This window comes from Cryobacterium sp. TMS1-13-1, from assembly GCF_004403125.1.
Taxonomy (GTDB): Bacteria; Actinomycetota; Actinomycetes; order Actinomycetales; family Microbacteriaceae; genus Cryobacterium; species Cryobacterium levicorallinum.
Genome location: NZ_SOGX01000006.1, coordinates 175,630 through 191,496, shown reverse-complemented (window position 1 = coordinate 191,496; position 15,867 = coordinate 175,630). Strand labels below are relative to the sequence as shown.

At 63.4% G+C, this 15,867-nt stretch carries 12 protein-coding genes and 1 pseudogene; 6 read left to right on the top strand and 7 right to left on the bottom strand.

The features are described from left to right. Window positions 1–19: 19 nt before the first annotated feature. From E3T31_RS05535 to E3T31_RS05520, 4 genes are read right to left on the bottom strand one after another with little or no spacing between them, the layout of a single operon-like run. Complete coding sequence (locus tag E3T31_RS05535; RefSeq protein ID WP_198416980.1) at window positions 20–1,120, bottom strand: phosphotransferase family protein; 1,101 nt, start codon at window positions 1,118–1,120, stop codon at window positions 20–22. Further along, window positions 1,120–2,403, bottom strand: a complete 1,284-nt coding sequence (locus tag E3T31_RS05530; protein WP_134467841.1) for an acyl-CoA dehydrogenase family protein — start codon at window positions 2,401–2,403, stop codon at window positions 1,120–1,122. The genes E3T31_RS05535 and E3T31_RS05530 overlap by 1 nt, the downstream gene beginning before the upstream one ends. A 43-nt stretch (window positions 2,404–2,446) precedes the next feature. After that, complete coding sequence (locus tag E3T31_RS05525) at window positions 2,447–3,229, bottom strand: SDR family oxidoreductase (RefSeq protein ID WP_134467840.1); 783 nt, start codon at window positions 3,227–3,229, stop codon at window positions 2,447–2,449. Continuing rightward, on the bottom strand, window positions 3,226–4,869 hold the full coding sequence (locus E3T31_RS05520; RefSeq protein ID WP_134467839.1) for a class I adenylate-forming enzyme family protein: 1,644 nt from the start codon (window positions 4,867–4,869) through the stop codon (window positions 3,226–3,228). The genes E3T31_RS05525 and E3T31_RS05520 overlap by 4 nt, the downstream gene beginning before the upstream one ends. Window positions 4,870–5,124: 255 nt before the next feature. On the opposite strand from E3T31_RS05520, the gene E3T31_RS05515 reads away from it, so the two are divergent. After that, window positions 5,125–5,829, top strand: coding sequence for a TetR/AcrR family transcriptional regulator (locus tag E3T31_RS05515; protein ID WP_241977671.1), 705 nt, complete (start codon window positions 5,125–5,127; stop codon window positions 5,827–5,829). Between the two features lie 421 nt (window positions 5,830–6,250). After that, window positions 6,251–7,678 (top strand): amidase, encoded by a 1,428-nt coding sequence (locus tag E3T31_RS05510; protein WP_134347047.1) that lies wholly within the window; start codon window positions 6,251–6,253, stop codon window positions 7,676–7,678. A gap of 16 nt (window positions 7,679–7,694) precedes the next feature. On the opposite strand, the gene E3T31_RS05505 is transcribed toward E3T31_RS05510, so the two are convergent. After that, window positions 7,695–8,720: an Lrp/AsnC family transcriptional regulator gene (locus tag E3T31_RS05505; protein ID WP_370304309.1), complete on the bottom strand. Its 1,026-nt coding sequence runs from the start codon at window positions 8,718–8,720 to the stop codon at window positions 7,695–7,697. Window positions 8,721–8,759: 39 nt separating this feature from the next. Between E3T31_RS05505 and E3T31_RS05500 the strand changes: the two genes are divergently transcribed. Genes E3T31_RS05500 through E3T31_RS05485 form a run of 4 tightly spaced genes read left to right on the top strand, consistent with a single transcriptional unit; the run spans window position 8,760 to window position 12,751 of the window. Further along, a complete protein-coding gene (locus tag E3T31_RS05500) occupies window positions 8,760–9,515 on the top strand; it encodes a DUF5058 family protein (RefSeq protein ID WP_134467838.1) in 756 nt (251 codons plus the stop codon). 22 nt (window positions 9,516–9,537) lie between these two features. Beyond that, a complete protein-coding gene (locus tag E3T31_RS05495; RefSeq protein WP_092451418.1) occupies window positions 9,538–10,263 on the top strand; it encodes a hypothetical protein in 726 nt (241 codons plus the stop codon). Beyond that, a complete protein-coding gene (locus tag E3T31_RS05490; RefSeq protein WP_134467837.1) occupies window positions 10,260–11,498 on the top strand; it encodes an amidohydrolase in 1,239 nt (412 codons plus the stop codon). Before E3T31_RS05495 ends, E3T31_RS05490 begins: the two co-directional genes overlap by 4 nt. Continuing rightward, window positions 11,495–12,751, top strand: a complete 1,257-nt coding sequence (locus E3T31_RS05485) for a Zn-dependent hydrolase (protein ID WP_134467836.1) — start codon at window positions 11,495–11,497, stop codon at window positions 12,749–12,751. The genes E3T31_RS05490 and E3T31_RS05485 overlap by 4 nt, the downstream gene beginning before the upstream one ends. A 270-nt stretch (window positions 12,752–13,021) precedes the next feature. Here E3T31_RS05485 and E3T31_RS05480 read toward each other — a convergent pair. Together E3T31_RS05480 and E3T31_RS05475 are read right to left on the bottom strand one after the other, a co-directional pair. After that, a pseudogene (locus tag E3T31_RS05480) lies at window positions 13,022–13,616 on the bottom strand (hypothetical protein). A gap of 799 nt (window positions 13,617–14,415) precedes the next feature. Further along, on the bottom strand, window positions 14,416–15,837 hold the full coding sequence (locus E3T31_RS05475) for a rhamnulokinase family protein (protein ID WP_134467835.1): 1,422 nt from the start codon (window positions 15,835–15,837) through the stop codon (window positions 14,416–14,418). Window positions 15,838–15,867 lie beyond the last annotated feature (30 nt).

The window sequence follows — 15,867 nt, the reverse complement described above, 5'->3', positions numbered from 1 at the left end:
GTGCTTGGCGTGAATGGGTTCAGAACGCGACGGTAGAGCCGGCGCCGGCAAACTGCCGGGCTCCGTCCAGCAACCTCGGAATGCCTGCTTCCAGCGAGGGACCGAAGCCGGTATCGCCCGGTCGTTCACCCTTGAGCCAGCGGGTGTAAATGGCTTCGCAGAAGATGGATGCCTTCCACAGTGCCAGCGTCTGGTACCAGGGCAGCGCATCCAGATCCACGTGCATCCGCTCGCGGTACCGCGCAATGAGCTGATCGCGGGTGAGATACCCGGGTTCGCGGGTCACACTGGTCAACTCGAGCGGTGTCAGAAAACTGCCGGGTTCCGAATACGTTGCCGTGAGATAGCCAAGATCCGCCAGCGGGTCACCCACCGTGGCCATTTCCCAGTCCAGGATGGCCATCACGCGTGCCGGGGACGAGGGCTCGAACATCAGGTTGCCGACCCGGAAGTCACCGTGGATCACGGTGGCGGCCTGACTGGTGGGAATATTGCGCTCCAGCCAGCCGCCGATGCTGGCGACCTCGGGCAGATTCCGGGTGGTGTTCACCTCCCACAGGGCGGAAAAGCGCTGAACCTGCCGCTTCAGGTAGCCTTCCGGGCGCCCGAACGCGGCCAGTTCGCCGGCGGAAACATCCACCTGGTGGAGCTGCACCAGGGCGTCGACAACGGCGGCGCTGGTCGCCTCGCGCTGCACCATGGTGCCGAGGTACCCGGGGATTCGATCGGTGATGATGGTGCCGCCCAGGAAGGACATAATGTAAAAGGGAACACCGAGAACCGACTCGTCGTCGCAGACGGCGAGGATTTCCGGAACCGGCACTCCTTGCTTTCTGACCAGCTGTTGGATCCGGGCCTCACGGACCATGTCATGGGTGGATCGCGGCAGGGGCGGACGCGGGCCGCGGCGCAACACAAACACCTGGCCGCCACGCTGGAGACGATAAGTGACATTGGACTGCCCATCGCCAATCCGGCTCCAGGACAGCGGTCCGGCACCGAGCCCCTTGGCATCCATGAACTCTTCGACGGCGTCGAGAATGAGAAGCGGCGGCGAGCCCAGCCGCGTCGCATCGGCGCGGCTGGTGACGACTTCGACGCCGTCGGGAGCGGTTCGCATCAGTGGATTCCTGCCAGCTCGGTGTTGAGATTAGCGGCGTGCAAATTACCACGGTCCGTAGTAAAGCCGTGCACATCGGCCAGGTACGGCTCGCCCGCATCGACGGCCCGCTTCCGCATCGCCGAGGCGCGCCGGGAGATGGCCCATTTATGGGTCTCGTTAGCGCCGTCGTAAATTCGAAACGGACGAACCTCGTTCAGGTACGCGGCCAAGGGAAGCGCGTCGGAAACGCCGTCGCCACCGCAGAGCTGGATGGCGCGGTCGACCACCCGGAAGATCGCTTCCGAGCAGTGCACCTTGGCAATGGAGGACATCGCGGATCCGGCCCGTGGATCCGTGTCGAGCAGCGCGGCGGTCTTAGTGATGATGGCGTCAGAGGTTTCAATATCGATCACCGATTGGGCAATCAATTCCTGGGCAAGGCCCAGGTTCTTCATCGGAGAGCCGAACAGCTCACGGCGCTCGATCCGGTCGAGGGCGATGTCCAGCGAGCGCCGCGCCAGGCCAAGCCAGCGCATGCAGTGCGTGAGCCGGGCGGGGCCGAGGCGCACTTGGGCATATCTGAAGCCGAGTCCGACGGCCCCCAGTACCGCGTCATCCGCCACAAAGCAGTCATCGAGATAAATGTGGGGATGACCGCCAGCTATGGCACGGTCCATGGTGTGGATGCTTTCGCCGAGCCGGATGCCTTGGTTGTCGAGATCGACCAGGAACATGGTGGCACCGGTCGGGGCGTCTCCGACGGCCTCGGTGCGGGCCATCACGATGCAGAAGGCTGCGCCGTCGGCGCCGCTTGTGAATCGTTTGTGACCATTAATGGACCATCCACCGTCGACCTTTGTCGCCACGGTGAGCAGGGCGGCCGGATCTGAACCGGCACCAGGGTGCGGCTCGGTCATTCCGAAGCAGGACCGCGACGTGCCGGCGGCCAGGGGTACAAGGTATCGCTGTTTCTGCGCCTCCGTAGCGATCAGATTTAGCATGTGCATATTGCCTTCGTCCGGCGCCATGCAGTTGAGCGCGGACGGGCCGATCGGGGAATATCCGGCCTCTTGAAAGATTGCGGACCAGTGCTGAATGGGGACGCCCTGGCCGCCGAATTCCTTAGGGACGTGCGGGGCAAAGACATTGGCGGCCTTCGCCGCCGCTTGTAGCCGGTCCCGGGTGGCCTGGCCCAGGCGCTCGCCCGGCCTCGGCTCGGCGGGAATGACCGTGCTGCGGATGAATTCGCGGGTGCGGATTCGCAAATCTTCGATGTCGACGGGCAGTGACTCGGTGCTCATTGTTCTATTTCCTTTCGCGGGTGGGGGCCGATGAGTGGGGATGTTAAGCGGTGCCGCCGGCCGCAAGCAGGCCGCCGTCAAGGTTGATGACCTGACCGGTGATCCAGGCCGAATCTGAGGACGCGAGAAAAGCAACGGTGGCGGCGACATCCTCTGGATTGCCGAGACGGCCCAGAGGATATCTCGCGGCGACTTCTGCCTCCTTACCTTCGTACAGGGCCTGGGCGAATTGCGTCTTGACAACCGCCGGTGCAACCGCGTTCACTCGTATCTTCGGCCCCATTTCGACGGCGAGAGTGCGGGTCAGATGCGCGATGGCCGCCTTGGTCACGCCATAGAAACCGATGCCGGGTGCCGGTGTCTGCCCGGTGACCGAAGACACGTTAATCACGGTGCCGCCGCGGCCGGCGAAATCCAGGGCAGCGTGGTGGTAGGCATCCTGAATCCAGGCCAGGGTACCGAAGACGTTCACCTCGGTAATTTTGCGCGCGGCGGACAGATCTAGATCCATCACCGATCCGTAGACGGGGTTGATGCCCGCATTGTTGACGAGGATGTCCAGCTGGCCGAAGGTTTCGGCGACGGCATTGAGAACCTCGAGGCGGTGGTCCGGATCGTGGGCTTTGCCGGCAAGCGCGATCACGGATCCTTTCGGGAACTGGGCGGCCGCATCGTCTAACGCCTCGGCGTTACGGGCGGTGATACAGACCTGGGCGCCCTCCGCCACCAGCCGCAAGGCGATGGCCAGTCCGATACCGCGACTGGCACCCGTGACGATGGCCGTCTTGCCCTCAAGGCGGTGCGCTTGGACGGGGTGCTCGCTCATAATTTGTCCTTCTGGGACGGTACGCCCTGGGCTGCCGTGTTTTCATCACGGAGCGCCTGGCGGCGAATTTTTCCGGTCTGTGTCTTGGGTAGGTCGTCGATGATGTGCACGATGCGGGGGTACTTGTAAGCTGCGAGGCGCTCTTTGGTGAATGCGATGAGTTCTGCTGGAGTGGCCGATGCACCTGATTTCAGGGACACGAAAGCGACGACGGTTTCGCCGCGGTACTCATCCGACTGGCCGATCACAGCGGCCTCATGGACTGCGGGATGTTCGTATAGCGTGTCCTCGACCTCGCGGGGCCAGACCTTATACCCGGAGACGTTGATCTGGTCTTTAAGCCGGTCGACCAGATAAACCCAGCCTTGGGTGTCGATGATGGCCACGTCGCCGGTGCGAAACCTGCCTCCGGGCATTGCGTGGGTGGTAGCGTCCGGATTATTCCAGTAACCCGGGATAATTTGGGGTCCAGATAATTCCAGCTCGCCCTGGGTACCCGGCGGAACGGGTTGACCGTTCTGGTCGATGACTCTGGCTACAACGTGTGGTAGCGGAATGCCGATGGAAAGAGTGCCGCTGGAGGCGTCGACCGGCGCCTCGGCACAGGGCGGGACGGCAATTACACCGGACGTGCTTTCGGTTAATCCATAGGCATTGTGGATGTAGACGCCGAAGCGTTTTTTGAAGCGTTCCACGGTGGCCGGCGGGATTGGCGCCCCGCCGGAATACAGAGTCTTGACGGCGGCAAAATGGCTGGCGCTGGCATGCGGAAGCGCCAAAATCGCGTTGAACACAGTAATCGAGCCGATGGTAAAGCTGACCCTATGTTCGGCGAAGGCCTCCAACACGACATTGGGGTCAAAGCGGCCCGTAAAAACCAAGGTTGTGTCGGTGAACAGCGAGATCGCAGCGTTAATTACGGCGCCAGTGATATGAAATAGTGGGGCCACGGCCATGACGACGTCACCGGGGGCCAGCCGTGCAAAGCGGCCAAACGTCGTGGCGACGGCCAGGACGTTTTCGTGGGTGTTCATGGCGCCCTTAGGCGGCCCGGTCGTTCCAGAGGTATAGGTCAAGAGCGCCACGTCGTCGCGGTTCAGCTCAATGTCAGGGGGTCGCAAGCCGTCGAATTCGCGAATCAGAGCCGCGACGTCCCCGTCAGCCGAAGCTGCCGGGCGTGTTGTCATGTCACAGCTGCGCGGATCGTTCCGCGTCTGAAAGTCACGTGCAGAGGTACTGATGAGCCAGCAAGCGGTGCCTCCGGCAAGCGTTTGACGAGTTTCCGACACAGCCGTATCGGCACAAATAACACCGATGGCACCCGAGTCGTCAACGAGACGGCGCAGCTCTCTACGTTTGTACATGGGGTTCAGCAATAGTGCCGTCGCCCCCAATTTCCAGAGGGCCAGCAGGGCGAGCGCATAATGGGGCGTGTTCTGGAGGTAGATACCTACCCGGGCACCGCGAATTGTGCCGCGGGCCTTGAGCGCGATAGCGAGAGCGTCGGAGGCACGGTCGACTTCGGCGGCAGTCATCCTGCCATCGAAATAGCGAATTGCGACGCGATCCGGATTGGCGGCGACGCGGGCCTTCCACGCCTCTACGGTGGACTCGTACCGCATCTCTGCACGTACATCCATGCTAAGAACGTCTGGTGCGGTCTGAGAATCCTCTACGGCGTTGATCCCAAAACGACTCTCTACCGAAGAGCCGATCTCACAACGGTTGGTCACAGTTGAACGAGTCACGACAGCCGCCCCCCTCCGGCATCTTCGCCGAAATTGACTTACTAACTCCTACCGAGCGATCGCTCGGTAGGAGTTAGTCTGGAGTAGACGCCATCATCTGTCAAGGCAGACAATAGCAAGCAGGCGTTTACAGGTGAAGGAGTATTCGTGAAAGTTGAGACTGCGAAAAGAGTCGGGGATGCGTGCGTGTGGCGCAAATATTCTGAAAATATTCTGCCACCCCTGCTCCAAGCCGCTTTGGATAGTTTTGTGGAGCACGGCTATCACGGCACGACAATTCGCACTGTGGCCGCTCGGGCCAAGCTCTCCGTACCGGGCCTATATCACCACTACGCCTCCAAGCAGGCGCTGCTGGTGGCGATCGTACAGTTTGCGATGGAGGATTTATTGGTCAGGAGCGAAGACGCTATAGCGGAGGCAGGTTCCTCAGTGGAGGAACAGTTTCGCCTGCTGATCGAATGTCTGGCGCTCTTTCACGCTCACCGCAGTGAGCTCGCCTTCATCGCTGCTAGTGAGATCCGAAGTCTGGAAGGCGAGTCGCGAACGGCGCACATCAAATCCCGCGATAAGCAGCAGCAGATGGTGGACAACATCATCAATCAGGGTATGCGGGAGGGGATCTTTGACGCTGAGCACCCCAAAGACACCAGCCGAGCCATCGTGACTATGTGTACCGGTATTGCGCAGTGGTACCGCCATGACGGTGAGCTTTCGCCCGAAGAGCTGGCCATCAGATATGCCAACATCGCTCGAATGACTTTAGGGGTTGGCTCAGGCTCTCAAAGACGGAGTGTCCTCACGGCGCCCACGCCTTTACGAACAGATGCGCGAGGCAGGCCGGACCGCGGCTGACCGTGAGCAGCGACCAGTGAATTTTGGCTATCTCGTCTGGCCGCTGCACGGAGCGGCCAGACTGCCCTTAGGTTCGAGGATTCGGGTCACGTCCCGCTGTGTGGTTTCTCGACACCGTGCAGGCACCAAGGCGATGAATGCGACTCTGAGCGATACGTCATTCCCAAAGGTCCCTACTGTCAGGGTTTCTTTGGTGCCCTACGAACCCGGCTAGCCACCTGCATCCAGTGAAAATGACCGCAACCGCCGCATATTTCACTTTTTTCACAAGCCGCCCCTCCAAGACGAAATCGGCCAAAATCGTGGCTATAACCATTCAAACGGACGTTTTCACGGGCCTCCGCTCACTGTCGCGCCTGCCGACCACGAGACTTCTACCCACCGGAGACATCCGGTCTACCGCCCAAGCAGGAGATGAACCGTGAGCGACCAGATCACCGAGTTGTCAGCATCCGCGCTCGCTCTAGCCATTCGCCGACGCGAGATCTCGGCCAACGAAGCCCTCGACGCGCACCTCGCCCAGATCGACCGGGTGAACCCTCGCATCAACGCCATCGTCACCCAAGATCGTGAAGCGGCCCGCGACCTTGCGGTGGCCGCCGACACCCGCACCCTGAGCGGCGACGATCTGCCTCCACTGCACGGCGTTCCGATCACGCATAAGGACACGCATTCCACCGCCGGCCTGCGCACGACCTTCGGGTCACCAGTGTTCGCTGACCACGTGCCCGATCACGACGATCTGATCATCGAGCGGTTCAAGGCCGCCGGTGTCGTCACCACCGGTAAATCCAACGTGCCGGAGTTCGCGGCCGGGTCGCACACCTTCAACGAGGTCTTCGGAACGACCACCAACCCGTATGACCCCTCTCTCAGCGCGGGCGGCAGTAGCGGAGGGGCCGCCGCAGCTCTGGCCGCACGCATCCAGGCCATTAGCGACGGCAGCGACATGGGCGGCTCGCTGCGCATTCCCGCCTCTTTTTGCAACGTGGTGGGATTCCGGCCGTCGCTCGGCGTGGTCCCCCTGCAGCCGAGCCGTAACGCCTGGAGCTGGCTCTCTCGCAGCGGTCCCTTGGCCCGGGAAGTGACCGATATTGCCCTGGCTATGTCGGTGATTGCGGGACCAGACGCCGCTACACCGTATTTCAACCCGGTGCCGGCACGCCGGTTTCTTGAGCCGCTGCAGCGCGATCTCACAGGGCTCGTCATCGGCTGGTCCGACGATTTCGGTCTGGGAATTCCGGTGCAGAAAGAGGTGCTGCGCGTGCTGCATCAGCAGCTGCAGGTGTTCGAAGACCTCGGTGCGACAGTGGAGCAGGCGGCCCCTGATCTGCGTGACGCCGATGAGGTGTTCAGCACAGTGCGCGCGTTCGACTTTGCCTTGTCCTACGGCGATCTTGTGGCCCGGCACGGCGACAAGATTAAACCCGAGGTGCGCTGGAATGTGGAGCGCGGCCTTGCTCTGAACGGAGCCGACGTCGTCTCGGCCGCGCTGGCCCGCACCCGGTTAGCGCAAAAGACTCGTATCTTCTTCGCCCGCTACGACGTTTTCGCGAGTCCGGCCGCCCAGCTGCTTCCCTTCGATGCCGCCCTGCGGTATCCGACCGAGATCGACGGCGTGCCGTTTGAGAACTACCTTGAGTGGATGCGTTCCGCCTGCGTCGTTTCTGCGACCGGGCTTCCCGCGCTTTGCGTGCCAGCGGGCTTCAGCGAGTCCGGTCTGCCGGTCGGATTACAGCTGGTCATGGACCACGGGCAGGATGTCGAGCTGCTGCAGGTGGGGTACAGCTTCGAACAGGCCACCCGCTATGCGTGGCAGGCTCCCGATCTGCGCGACATAGGTAGCTGAGATGCGTCGTCGACGTTCAAATTCGCGCGGGCTGCAGCACTCGTCCGCCTCGTTTGAAAGCCTCGAGCAGCAGACTGACATCAATCGATTTGGTGTGAGCAACCCAAGGCGCGGACGTCACGCAGGCATAGAGGGCAGCTTGGTCCTTCGCCGTGACATTCGCTACGATCTGGTAGTCGCCGGCGACCGCGGCTGCGTACCTCACCAGCGGCGAGGCCGCGAGCTCTCGCCCGACCGCCTCGACGTTCTTCGGGTCGCTGCGGATCCACAAAAACGCTTCGACGGGAAGGCCGACACTCGCCGGTTCAACGACCGCCCGAATGTAAACATGGTTGTTCTGCAGCAGCCATTCCGTGCGGCGGCGGGCCGTAGCGTTGGACACCCCAGTCAGGCGGGCCAACCGTTCGCAGGACACCCGCCCGTCTCGGCAAAGCGCCTCCACGATCTCGTTGTCGACCCGGCTCAGCCGCTGCGGCTCCTGCAGACTCCACGTGTCCGTCGTTACACCGGCCCGCAGGGCATCAGCTTCGACCTCCGTCAGCAAGTCAGGCTGCCAGCCGCGGATGGTGCGGAAGTAGCGCATCACGGGGTAGCTGACTGCGCGCACCAAACCGACCGTACCGGGGATCTCGTCCGTGAGCAGTGCCGGCATCAGCTCGGCCTCGGTCAGCACTTCGACGACACAGTCCACGCCGCCGGTCATCGTGTACGAGAAGGTCGAATCGCGACGCTGCGCCAGTGCGTTCGCGGTCGCGCGCGTGGTGCCCGGCGCGGTCTGAACGCGGATGATCACCGAGGTGGATTGTGGGCGGAGTCCGGCCACCTGCACCAGCCGGGCTTCGATCAGTTCACTGCCCCGGCGGGCGACAGTGCGCTCCGGTTCGCCGAGCACGACGGCGATTTGGCTCCAAGAGCTGCGCCCGTCGAACTGCAGCGCGGCCGCAATCCGCCGCTCCAAGGGATCCAGTAGCCGCACAATCCATCCTTGCTCGTACGCCGTTCCTTGAAAATACAAGGATTTCCTTAGCGCCGAACTTATCATCACTCACTGCCCCACCCGCATTCCAGCACTGGAGCACTTATGATTACGTCCCTACCCGGTGACCCTGACTCAACCGACATCCTTGCCATTGCCAACCTGCCAATCCTGTGGATTTTGGCTGTCGGCGTGTTCGCCGCCATCATCCTGCAAACGGTCGTGTACATACATGCGGCCCGGATCGCCGCGCCGGCGGCCGGCATCAGCTCGGCCGAACTGAAAACCTCGTTCCGCGCCGGCGCCGTGGCCGCAATTGGCCCCTCCCTGGCGGTAGTGCTCGTCAGTGTGGCCCTGCTCAGCCTGTTCGGAACCCCGGCTGTGCTGGTGCGCGTCGGTCTGGTCGGGTCGGCTGCCACCGAGACTGCTTCGGCCAGTATTGCCGCCAGTACCATGGGAGCAGCCCTTGGCGACGCGAGCTACACCCAGAGCGTGTTCGCCGTCGCATTTATGGCGATGAGCCTCTCCGGCGCCATGTGGATGATCGCCACCCTGGTGTTGACCCCGCTGCTTAAACGCGGCGACTCTCGGCTGCGCAGCGTGAACCCCACCCTGATGGCCATCATCCCCGCTGCCGCGCTCCTCGGAGCGTTCGCGAGCCTCGGCATCGGCGAGCTCGGCAAAACCCCCGTGCACATCCTGACCGTTGTCACCTCGGCCGCGGTGATGGGCGCCTGCCTGTTCCTGGCACGCCGCTTCAACTTGGGCTGGCTACGCGAATGGGGGCTCGGCTTCTCCATCGTGATCGGCCTCATCGTCGCATACACCGCCCACACCACCGGCCTCGCACCGGTCGCCTGAACCAACATCGAGAAAGGCCAGCATGTCCTCCACAACAGTGATCACCACGCCGTCCGCCGATTTGGCGACCTTCGACCGCACAACGAGCCGCTGGGGTCGGTCCACCATGATCGCCGCACTGGTCATGTCACTCGCCGCGCCGCTCTACCTGGTGCTTTTCGCCGACCTTGGCATCACGCAGACACAGGTCTGGATCGCGTTCCTCGCCGTTGCCGCCGTGTTCTCGGTGCTGTGGGTGGTCGAACCGATCACCTACTACCCGATCCTTGGTCCCGCGGCAATGTACCAGGCGTTCATGATCGGCAACATCGCCAACAAGCTGCTCCCCTCTGCACTGGTCGCCCAAGCGGCCATCGGCGCTAAGGCTGGCACCAAGCGCGGCGAATTCTCAGCCCTGATGGCCATCTGCGGCGCCGCGATGGTGCACGTGTTCTTCATGCTGGTGTTCGTCGGTCTATTCGGCTCCTGGCTGGTCAACATCGTGCCAGCCGACGTCACCGACGTCGCGCGCCTGTACATCTTCCCCAGCATCATCGGCGGGGTCATCGTGCAGCTCGTGGTGTCATTGAAACAACCTCGCGTCACGCTTATCGCCATCGGCACAGCCGCGTTCGTCTTCTTCGTGCTCGTGCCCGCCGTCCCCAGCGTCGCAAACCTCGCCACCGGAATTACCGTCGTCACCACCGCCGTGCTGGCCTGGTTCCTTCGCAGCAAGCCCCGTTCCGACTCCACGAAAGAGATCTCATGACCGTGACCCTACTTCCGACTGATGACACCACGACCCGCACGATGCAGGAGCTGTACCGGCACCTGCACGCGCATCCGGAACTGTCCATGCAGGAGACCGAGACCTGTGCGTTCCTCACCCGGCGCCTTGATGATCTCGGGCTCGAGACCTTCCGCTGCGGCGGGACCGGCGTCGTCGGTATCCTGCGCAACGGCGCCGGTCCCACGGTCGCCTACCGCGCCGACATCGACGGCCTGCCTATCCAGGAAGAGACCGAACTCGACTACGCGAGCACCGCCCGCGGCACCCTGGCCGACGGCACCGACGTGCCTGCGATGCACGGGTGTGGCCACGACACTCACATGACAGTCGCGTTGACACTGGCCGAGCACCTCGTCACCCACCCGTCCGCTTGGGCAGGCACCGTGGTGTTCATCTTCCAACCCGGGGAAGAGACCGGGGCGGGAGCGGTAGCCATGCTCGCCGACGGGCTGTGGGACCGCGCCCCCCGCCCCGAGATCGTCTTCGGCCAGCACGTATGGCCCGGCCTCGCTGGCACCGTGGACATCAGCAGCGGCGTGGCGATGGCGATGGCTGATTCCTGGAAGGTGACCGTGCACGGCCGTCAGGCCCACGGCTCCCAGCCCGATCAGTCGATCGACCCGATCGTGATCGGCGCTCACATGGTCGTGCGTCTACAGACCGTCGTGTCGCGAGAGGTGCACCCGATGAAGGCCGCTGTGGTCACGGTCGGCACCTTCCACGGCGGACTCAAGGAAAACATCATCCCCGCCACTGCCGAGTTCACTGTAAACGTGCGCACTTTTGACGTCGAAGTGCGGACCCGCGTACTGGATTCGCTGCGCCGCATCATCGCGGCCGAAGCACAAGCATCCGGAGCCCCCGATCCGATGATCGAGGTGCTCTCCACATTCCCCCGCTGCTACAACGACCCGGCGGCAACCCAACAACTGATTGCTGCGCTCAGCGGCGCCCTCGGAGCGAACGGCGTAAAAGAGGTTCCGCCAGTGATGGGAAGTGAGGACTTCGGACTGCTTGCCGAGGCCATCGGCGTACCCTCGGTGTATTGGATGTTCGGCGGCTATTCCCAGCAAACCATCGACGCAACCGAATCCGTCGCCGGCAACCACTCCCCACATTTCGCCCCCGACTCCGAGCCGGCCTTGGCAGCCGGGCTCACCGCCGCCCTCACCGCCATACTGTCGCGGGTCGGCACGCCGGGCGGCACCGCATGAGCACCGCAACAGCCCGACTCTCGGTCAACGGACCCCGACTGGTCGCTGACCTCAAAGCACTCGGCAGCATCGGATGCGGGCCGGGCGGCGGCCTGGATCGCACTTCCTTCTCGGCAGCGGATGGCAAGGCTCGCGCATGGCTGCTCGGGCGCTGCGCCGAAGCCGGTCTCAGGGCGGAAGTGGACGGCATCGGGAACATCGTCGTATCGCCCGACTACGATGCCCGGACTGCGGCCCAGCCCGCTGTGTGGTCCGGGTCGCACATCGACACCGTGCCAAACGGGGGCGCATTCGACGGGGCGCTCGGTGTGCTCGCCGCGCTGGAATGCCTGCGCCGCATTCAAGAGGAACGCCCAGCCCTAGACCGGCCGGTGCGGGCGGTCATGTTCACCGACGAGGAGGGCAACTACGCCCATCTGTTCGGGTCGAGCGCACTCGCACGAGGATTTTCCCGCACCGAGCTGGAGTCGCTCACCGGTCGAGACGGCGACCGGTTCGCTGACACCTTCGCGGCCACCGGCGGAGACCTCGATGCGGCCACGGCGACCAAGCTGGACCCCGCTACGCTGCACGCCACGGTGGAGTTGCACATCGAGCAGGGACCGACGCTCGAGCAGCTCGGGCACGACATCGGCGTGGTCACCGGCATCGTGGCGCTCGGCGGCGGTGTGGTGTCGTTCCGAGGCCGGGCCGACCATGCCGGCACCACCCCGATGAACCAGCGCCGCGACGCCCTCACTGCCGCCGGCGCGCTGCTCGTGGCGTTGCCCGAAGTGGCCTCAAGCGTTAGCGAGCGTGCCGTCGTCACCTCGGGAATCGTGACGGTCGAGCCGGGAAGCGCCAACGTGATCCCAGGGCTGGCCCGGGTTACGGTGGATTTTCGGGAAGCGGAGACGGATCTGGTTGACGCCCTGCAAACGACCATCGTGGATGTGGCCCGGGAGATTGCGCTGCGCTACGGGGTGCAAGTGGAGTTCGATTTTGAGGTCACGATCCCGCCGGTTCGGCTCGACGCCAGCATTCAGGCGACCATCGAGGCCGCGGCCGCCGCGCGTGAGTTGTTGTACAGCTCGCTGCCGTCCGGGGCTGGCCATGACTCGCAAAACATGGCTCAGCTGGCGCCGACGGGCATGATCTTCGTGCCGAGTATCGACGGACGCAGCCACTGCCCCGAGGAGAACACTGCGTGGATCGACGTGGAGAACGGCGCGAATGTGCTGCTCGACACCCTGCTGAGCCTCGCCCGCGACTGACGGTCCCGCCCCGCGCCTTCAAGGTGGCCAGCGAGAAGTGCTCCCGGGATTCTATAGGCCAACATGTGGTTCTCGAGCTGACCCAGCGCGACGCACCCCAGGAGTACATTTCCGCGGTTCAATAAAAAAAGGCAGTCAAACAGGATTCACGCGTTCCGGAGAAGAAATGGGTGATGCCTCTTTTCGAGATGATGTTTTTCGCTGGAACGTGCCTACGCAGGACCGATCAGAATGCTAGCCGACCATACATGTTCGTGACATTGCGGGGAGTCACATGATTAGATACCGAGGGGCAAGCCACGATTCGCCATCACGTTTGGTTAGGCATTCCGGTGACCATTGATATTTCCCGCAAGTATAGAACGCAGCCTCGGAATCCCGCCTCCGCGCCACGTTCTCGTCGCGGTCGCTGACGTCGTCATCGACTGCCTTCGCAGGCGGTTCGGCCGGCCAAGCCGTCTGGCGCGTCGGCCGATCACGCTCCAGCCGCGTCCACCCAGTCGCGAAACCACTGGCGGGCATCCGCGAAGTCACGATGCCATCCGAACGGGGCCGAGCCGTGCTGATCGGGGTCGTAGGCGCCGAGCCAGTGCAGGTGCAGTGCGGAGAGTTCCGAGACGAGTTCGGGGTGCCGATGCCAGAACGGCGGCACGACGGATGCCGGCAGCCCGTAGGTGCGCCGCAGCCAGTTCACCCAGCGGTTGAGTTCGATCCTTTCGGCCTCGGCTTCGTCGGCGCTGAGGAGGTTTTAATTGATCGGATGCGGCGGCTCCGCGGTGAGCGGCCCGTCGAGGTCGTCCAATGAATTCTGTCCGAGCGACTCATCGTGATCGCCAGACGCCCACTGGACCAAGGACTCTGCCATCGCCGATCTCACAACCCGAGGACGGATGCGCCGGCGCGAGCAGCTTCCACCTCGCGGGCAATGGCATTCTGTGCGACACCTGGTTCGGCGCTGGGAACTGAGCGCTGGGCTCGGTCAACTTCGTAGTTCGTACGTGCTAGGTCGTGGCCGATCTTCTTGGCGACGATAGGTTGTCCCTGGTTGATCCTCACGCCAGCGCGCGGGGCCGAGGCTCAGTGCGCGCGGCGTGGCACGCGCAGTGAGGCAGGACTGGCAGCTTCACAACCGCACCCGGCGGGCGACCGTACGGGTATCGTTTACGACGATCGTTTCGGGTACTCTCACCCGTTGTCTCTCGCAAATAGATTTTTCTGGCGCAGGGCAGGCGCCGGTCGATTCAGCGTGTCGGTTGTCGGACTGTCGATGTCGGATTGAGGCTCAGTGTTACGTCACGCCCGAGAAATGGGCAAGTCAACCGGCAAATCAAATGGACACCAAAAAGTCCTGGCAAATCTTGCGATCTACCAGGACTTTTTCGTTCTGTCGGGCTGACGTGATTCGAACACGCGACCCCTTGCAGAATCAGGGCGGTTCTGGGTGTCAACGAAAGTCTCGGGAACTCGTGGATTCCCTTGTGTTTGCAGGGAACCGGGTGGTTCACTGCTTCCGAGTGTACGCGTCTATGTTCGGTCGGTCACGGTTGATTCAGGTGGGTTAATGATGGCCGCTAGCGTTGCACAACGTTGTCTGGCCTCTTGGAGTCGGCGGACTGCCCAGGCTCTCAGATCGTGTACCAATTCGTGTCCGTAGCGTGTGTTTTTCAGGCGCGCGGGACGTAGCGCCTCGGCGCGAACGCCCGGGCGACGAGGGCGCGCAGGCTTTCGAGGCTTCCGGTGACCAGGCCCTGCGCGCGCGCCTGCACCAACACGTTGCCAATCGCCGTCGCCTCAACCGGACCGGCCAGCACGGGCAGCCCCGTGCGATCGGCGGTGAGCTGGCAAAGCAGTTCGTTTTGAGAGCCGCCGCCGACGATGTGCACGGTGTCGATGCTGGTTCCCGAGAGTTCGGCGGCGACCCGCAGCGTGTGCGCGTAGGCATCCGCGAGGCTTTCGACGATGCTGCGCACGAGCTCGACGGGCGTCGCCGGCTCGCGCAAGTCGTGCTCCCGGCAATAGTCGCGAATGCGGCTCGGCATGTCGCCCGGCGGGAGAAAGCGCGGATCATCCACATCGAACACGATGACCGGCCCCCTCCACGCGCTGGCCTGGGCCAGCAGGCCGGGCAGATCGAAGGTCTGCCCGGCCAGCTCCCAGGTGCGCAGCGATTCGCTCAGCAACCACAAACCCATGACGTTGCGCAGGTAGCGCACCCGTTCGTCGACACCGCCCTCGTTGGTGAAATTCGCCGCCCGGCTCGTCTCGGTGAGCACCGGTCCGGCTAGTTCAACACCGACGAGCGACCAGGTCCCCGACGAAATATAGGCGGCATTACCCGAGATCATCGGCACAGCCACCACAGCGGATGCCGTATCGTGCGACCCGACGGTCATCACGTCGATGCTGTGGCCGGTTCCGATCTCGGCCAGTACCTCGGGAAGCACCGAACCCACCCGGTTTCCCGCATCGACCAACCGCGGAAACAGCCCGCGCGGCAGCCCGAGCCGGTCGATCAGCTCGTCGTCCCATTCTCCGCCCGCAACATCGACCAGCCCCGTCGTCGAGGCGTTCGTGCGCTCCGCGATCTTCTCACCGCTCAGCCAATACGTGATCAAATCTGGAATAAGAAGCATCGAATCGGCGTCGTCGACCGCGCCGTCGAGTTGGTCGGCGGCCAGCTGGTACAGCGTATTAAAGGGGAGGAATTGCAAGCCGTTGCGTCCGTAGAGCTCAGTCGGTGGGGCGATCGCATGCACGGTGGTCACCCCTGCCGCGGTGCGGGTGTCGCGGTAGTGAAATGGGTTGCCGAGCATCCGCTGCCCGCGCAGCAGCGCGTAGTCGACCGCCCATGAATCCACGGCTACACCGAGCAACTCTGGTTCATCGCGTACGGCCGAACGCAGGCCGCTGACGGCGCCGCGATAAAGGTCGAGAATGCTCCAGTGCAGCCCGTCGATCGTGCGCACAGGGGTGTTCACGAACCTCGCCACCGAGCGGATGTTCAGTTCGTTGTGTCCGACATGACCGAGAATGACCCGCCCGCTTGACGCGCCGAGGTCAATCGCCGCGACCGTGCCGGCGTTCATGCGCCACGTTCCTTACCGAGAGCGGTCGCA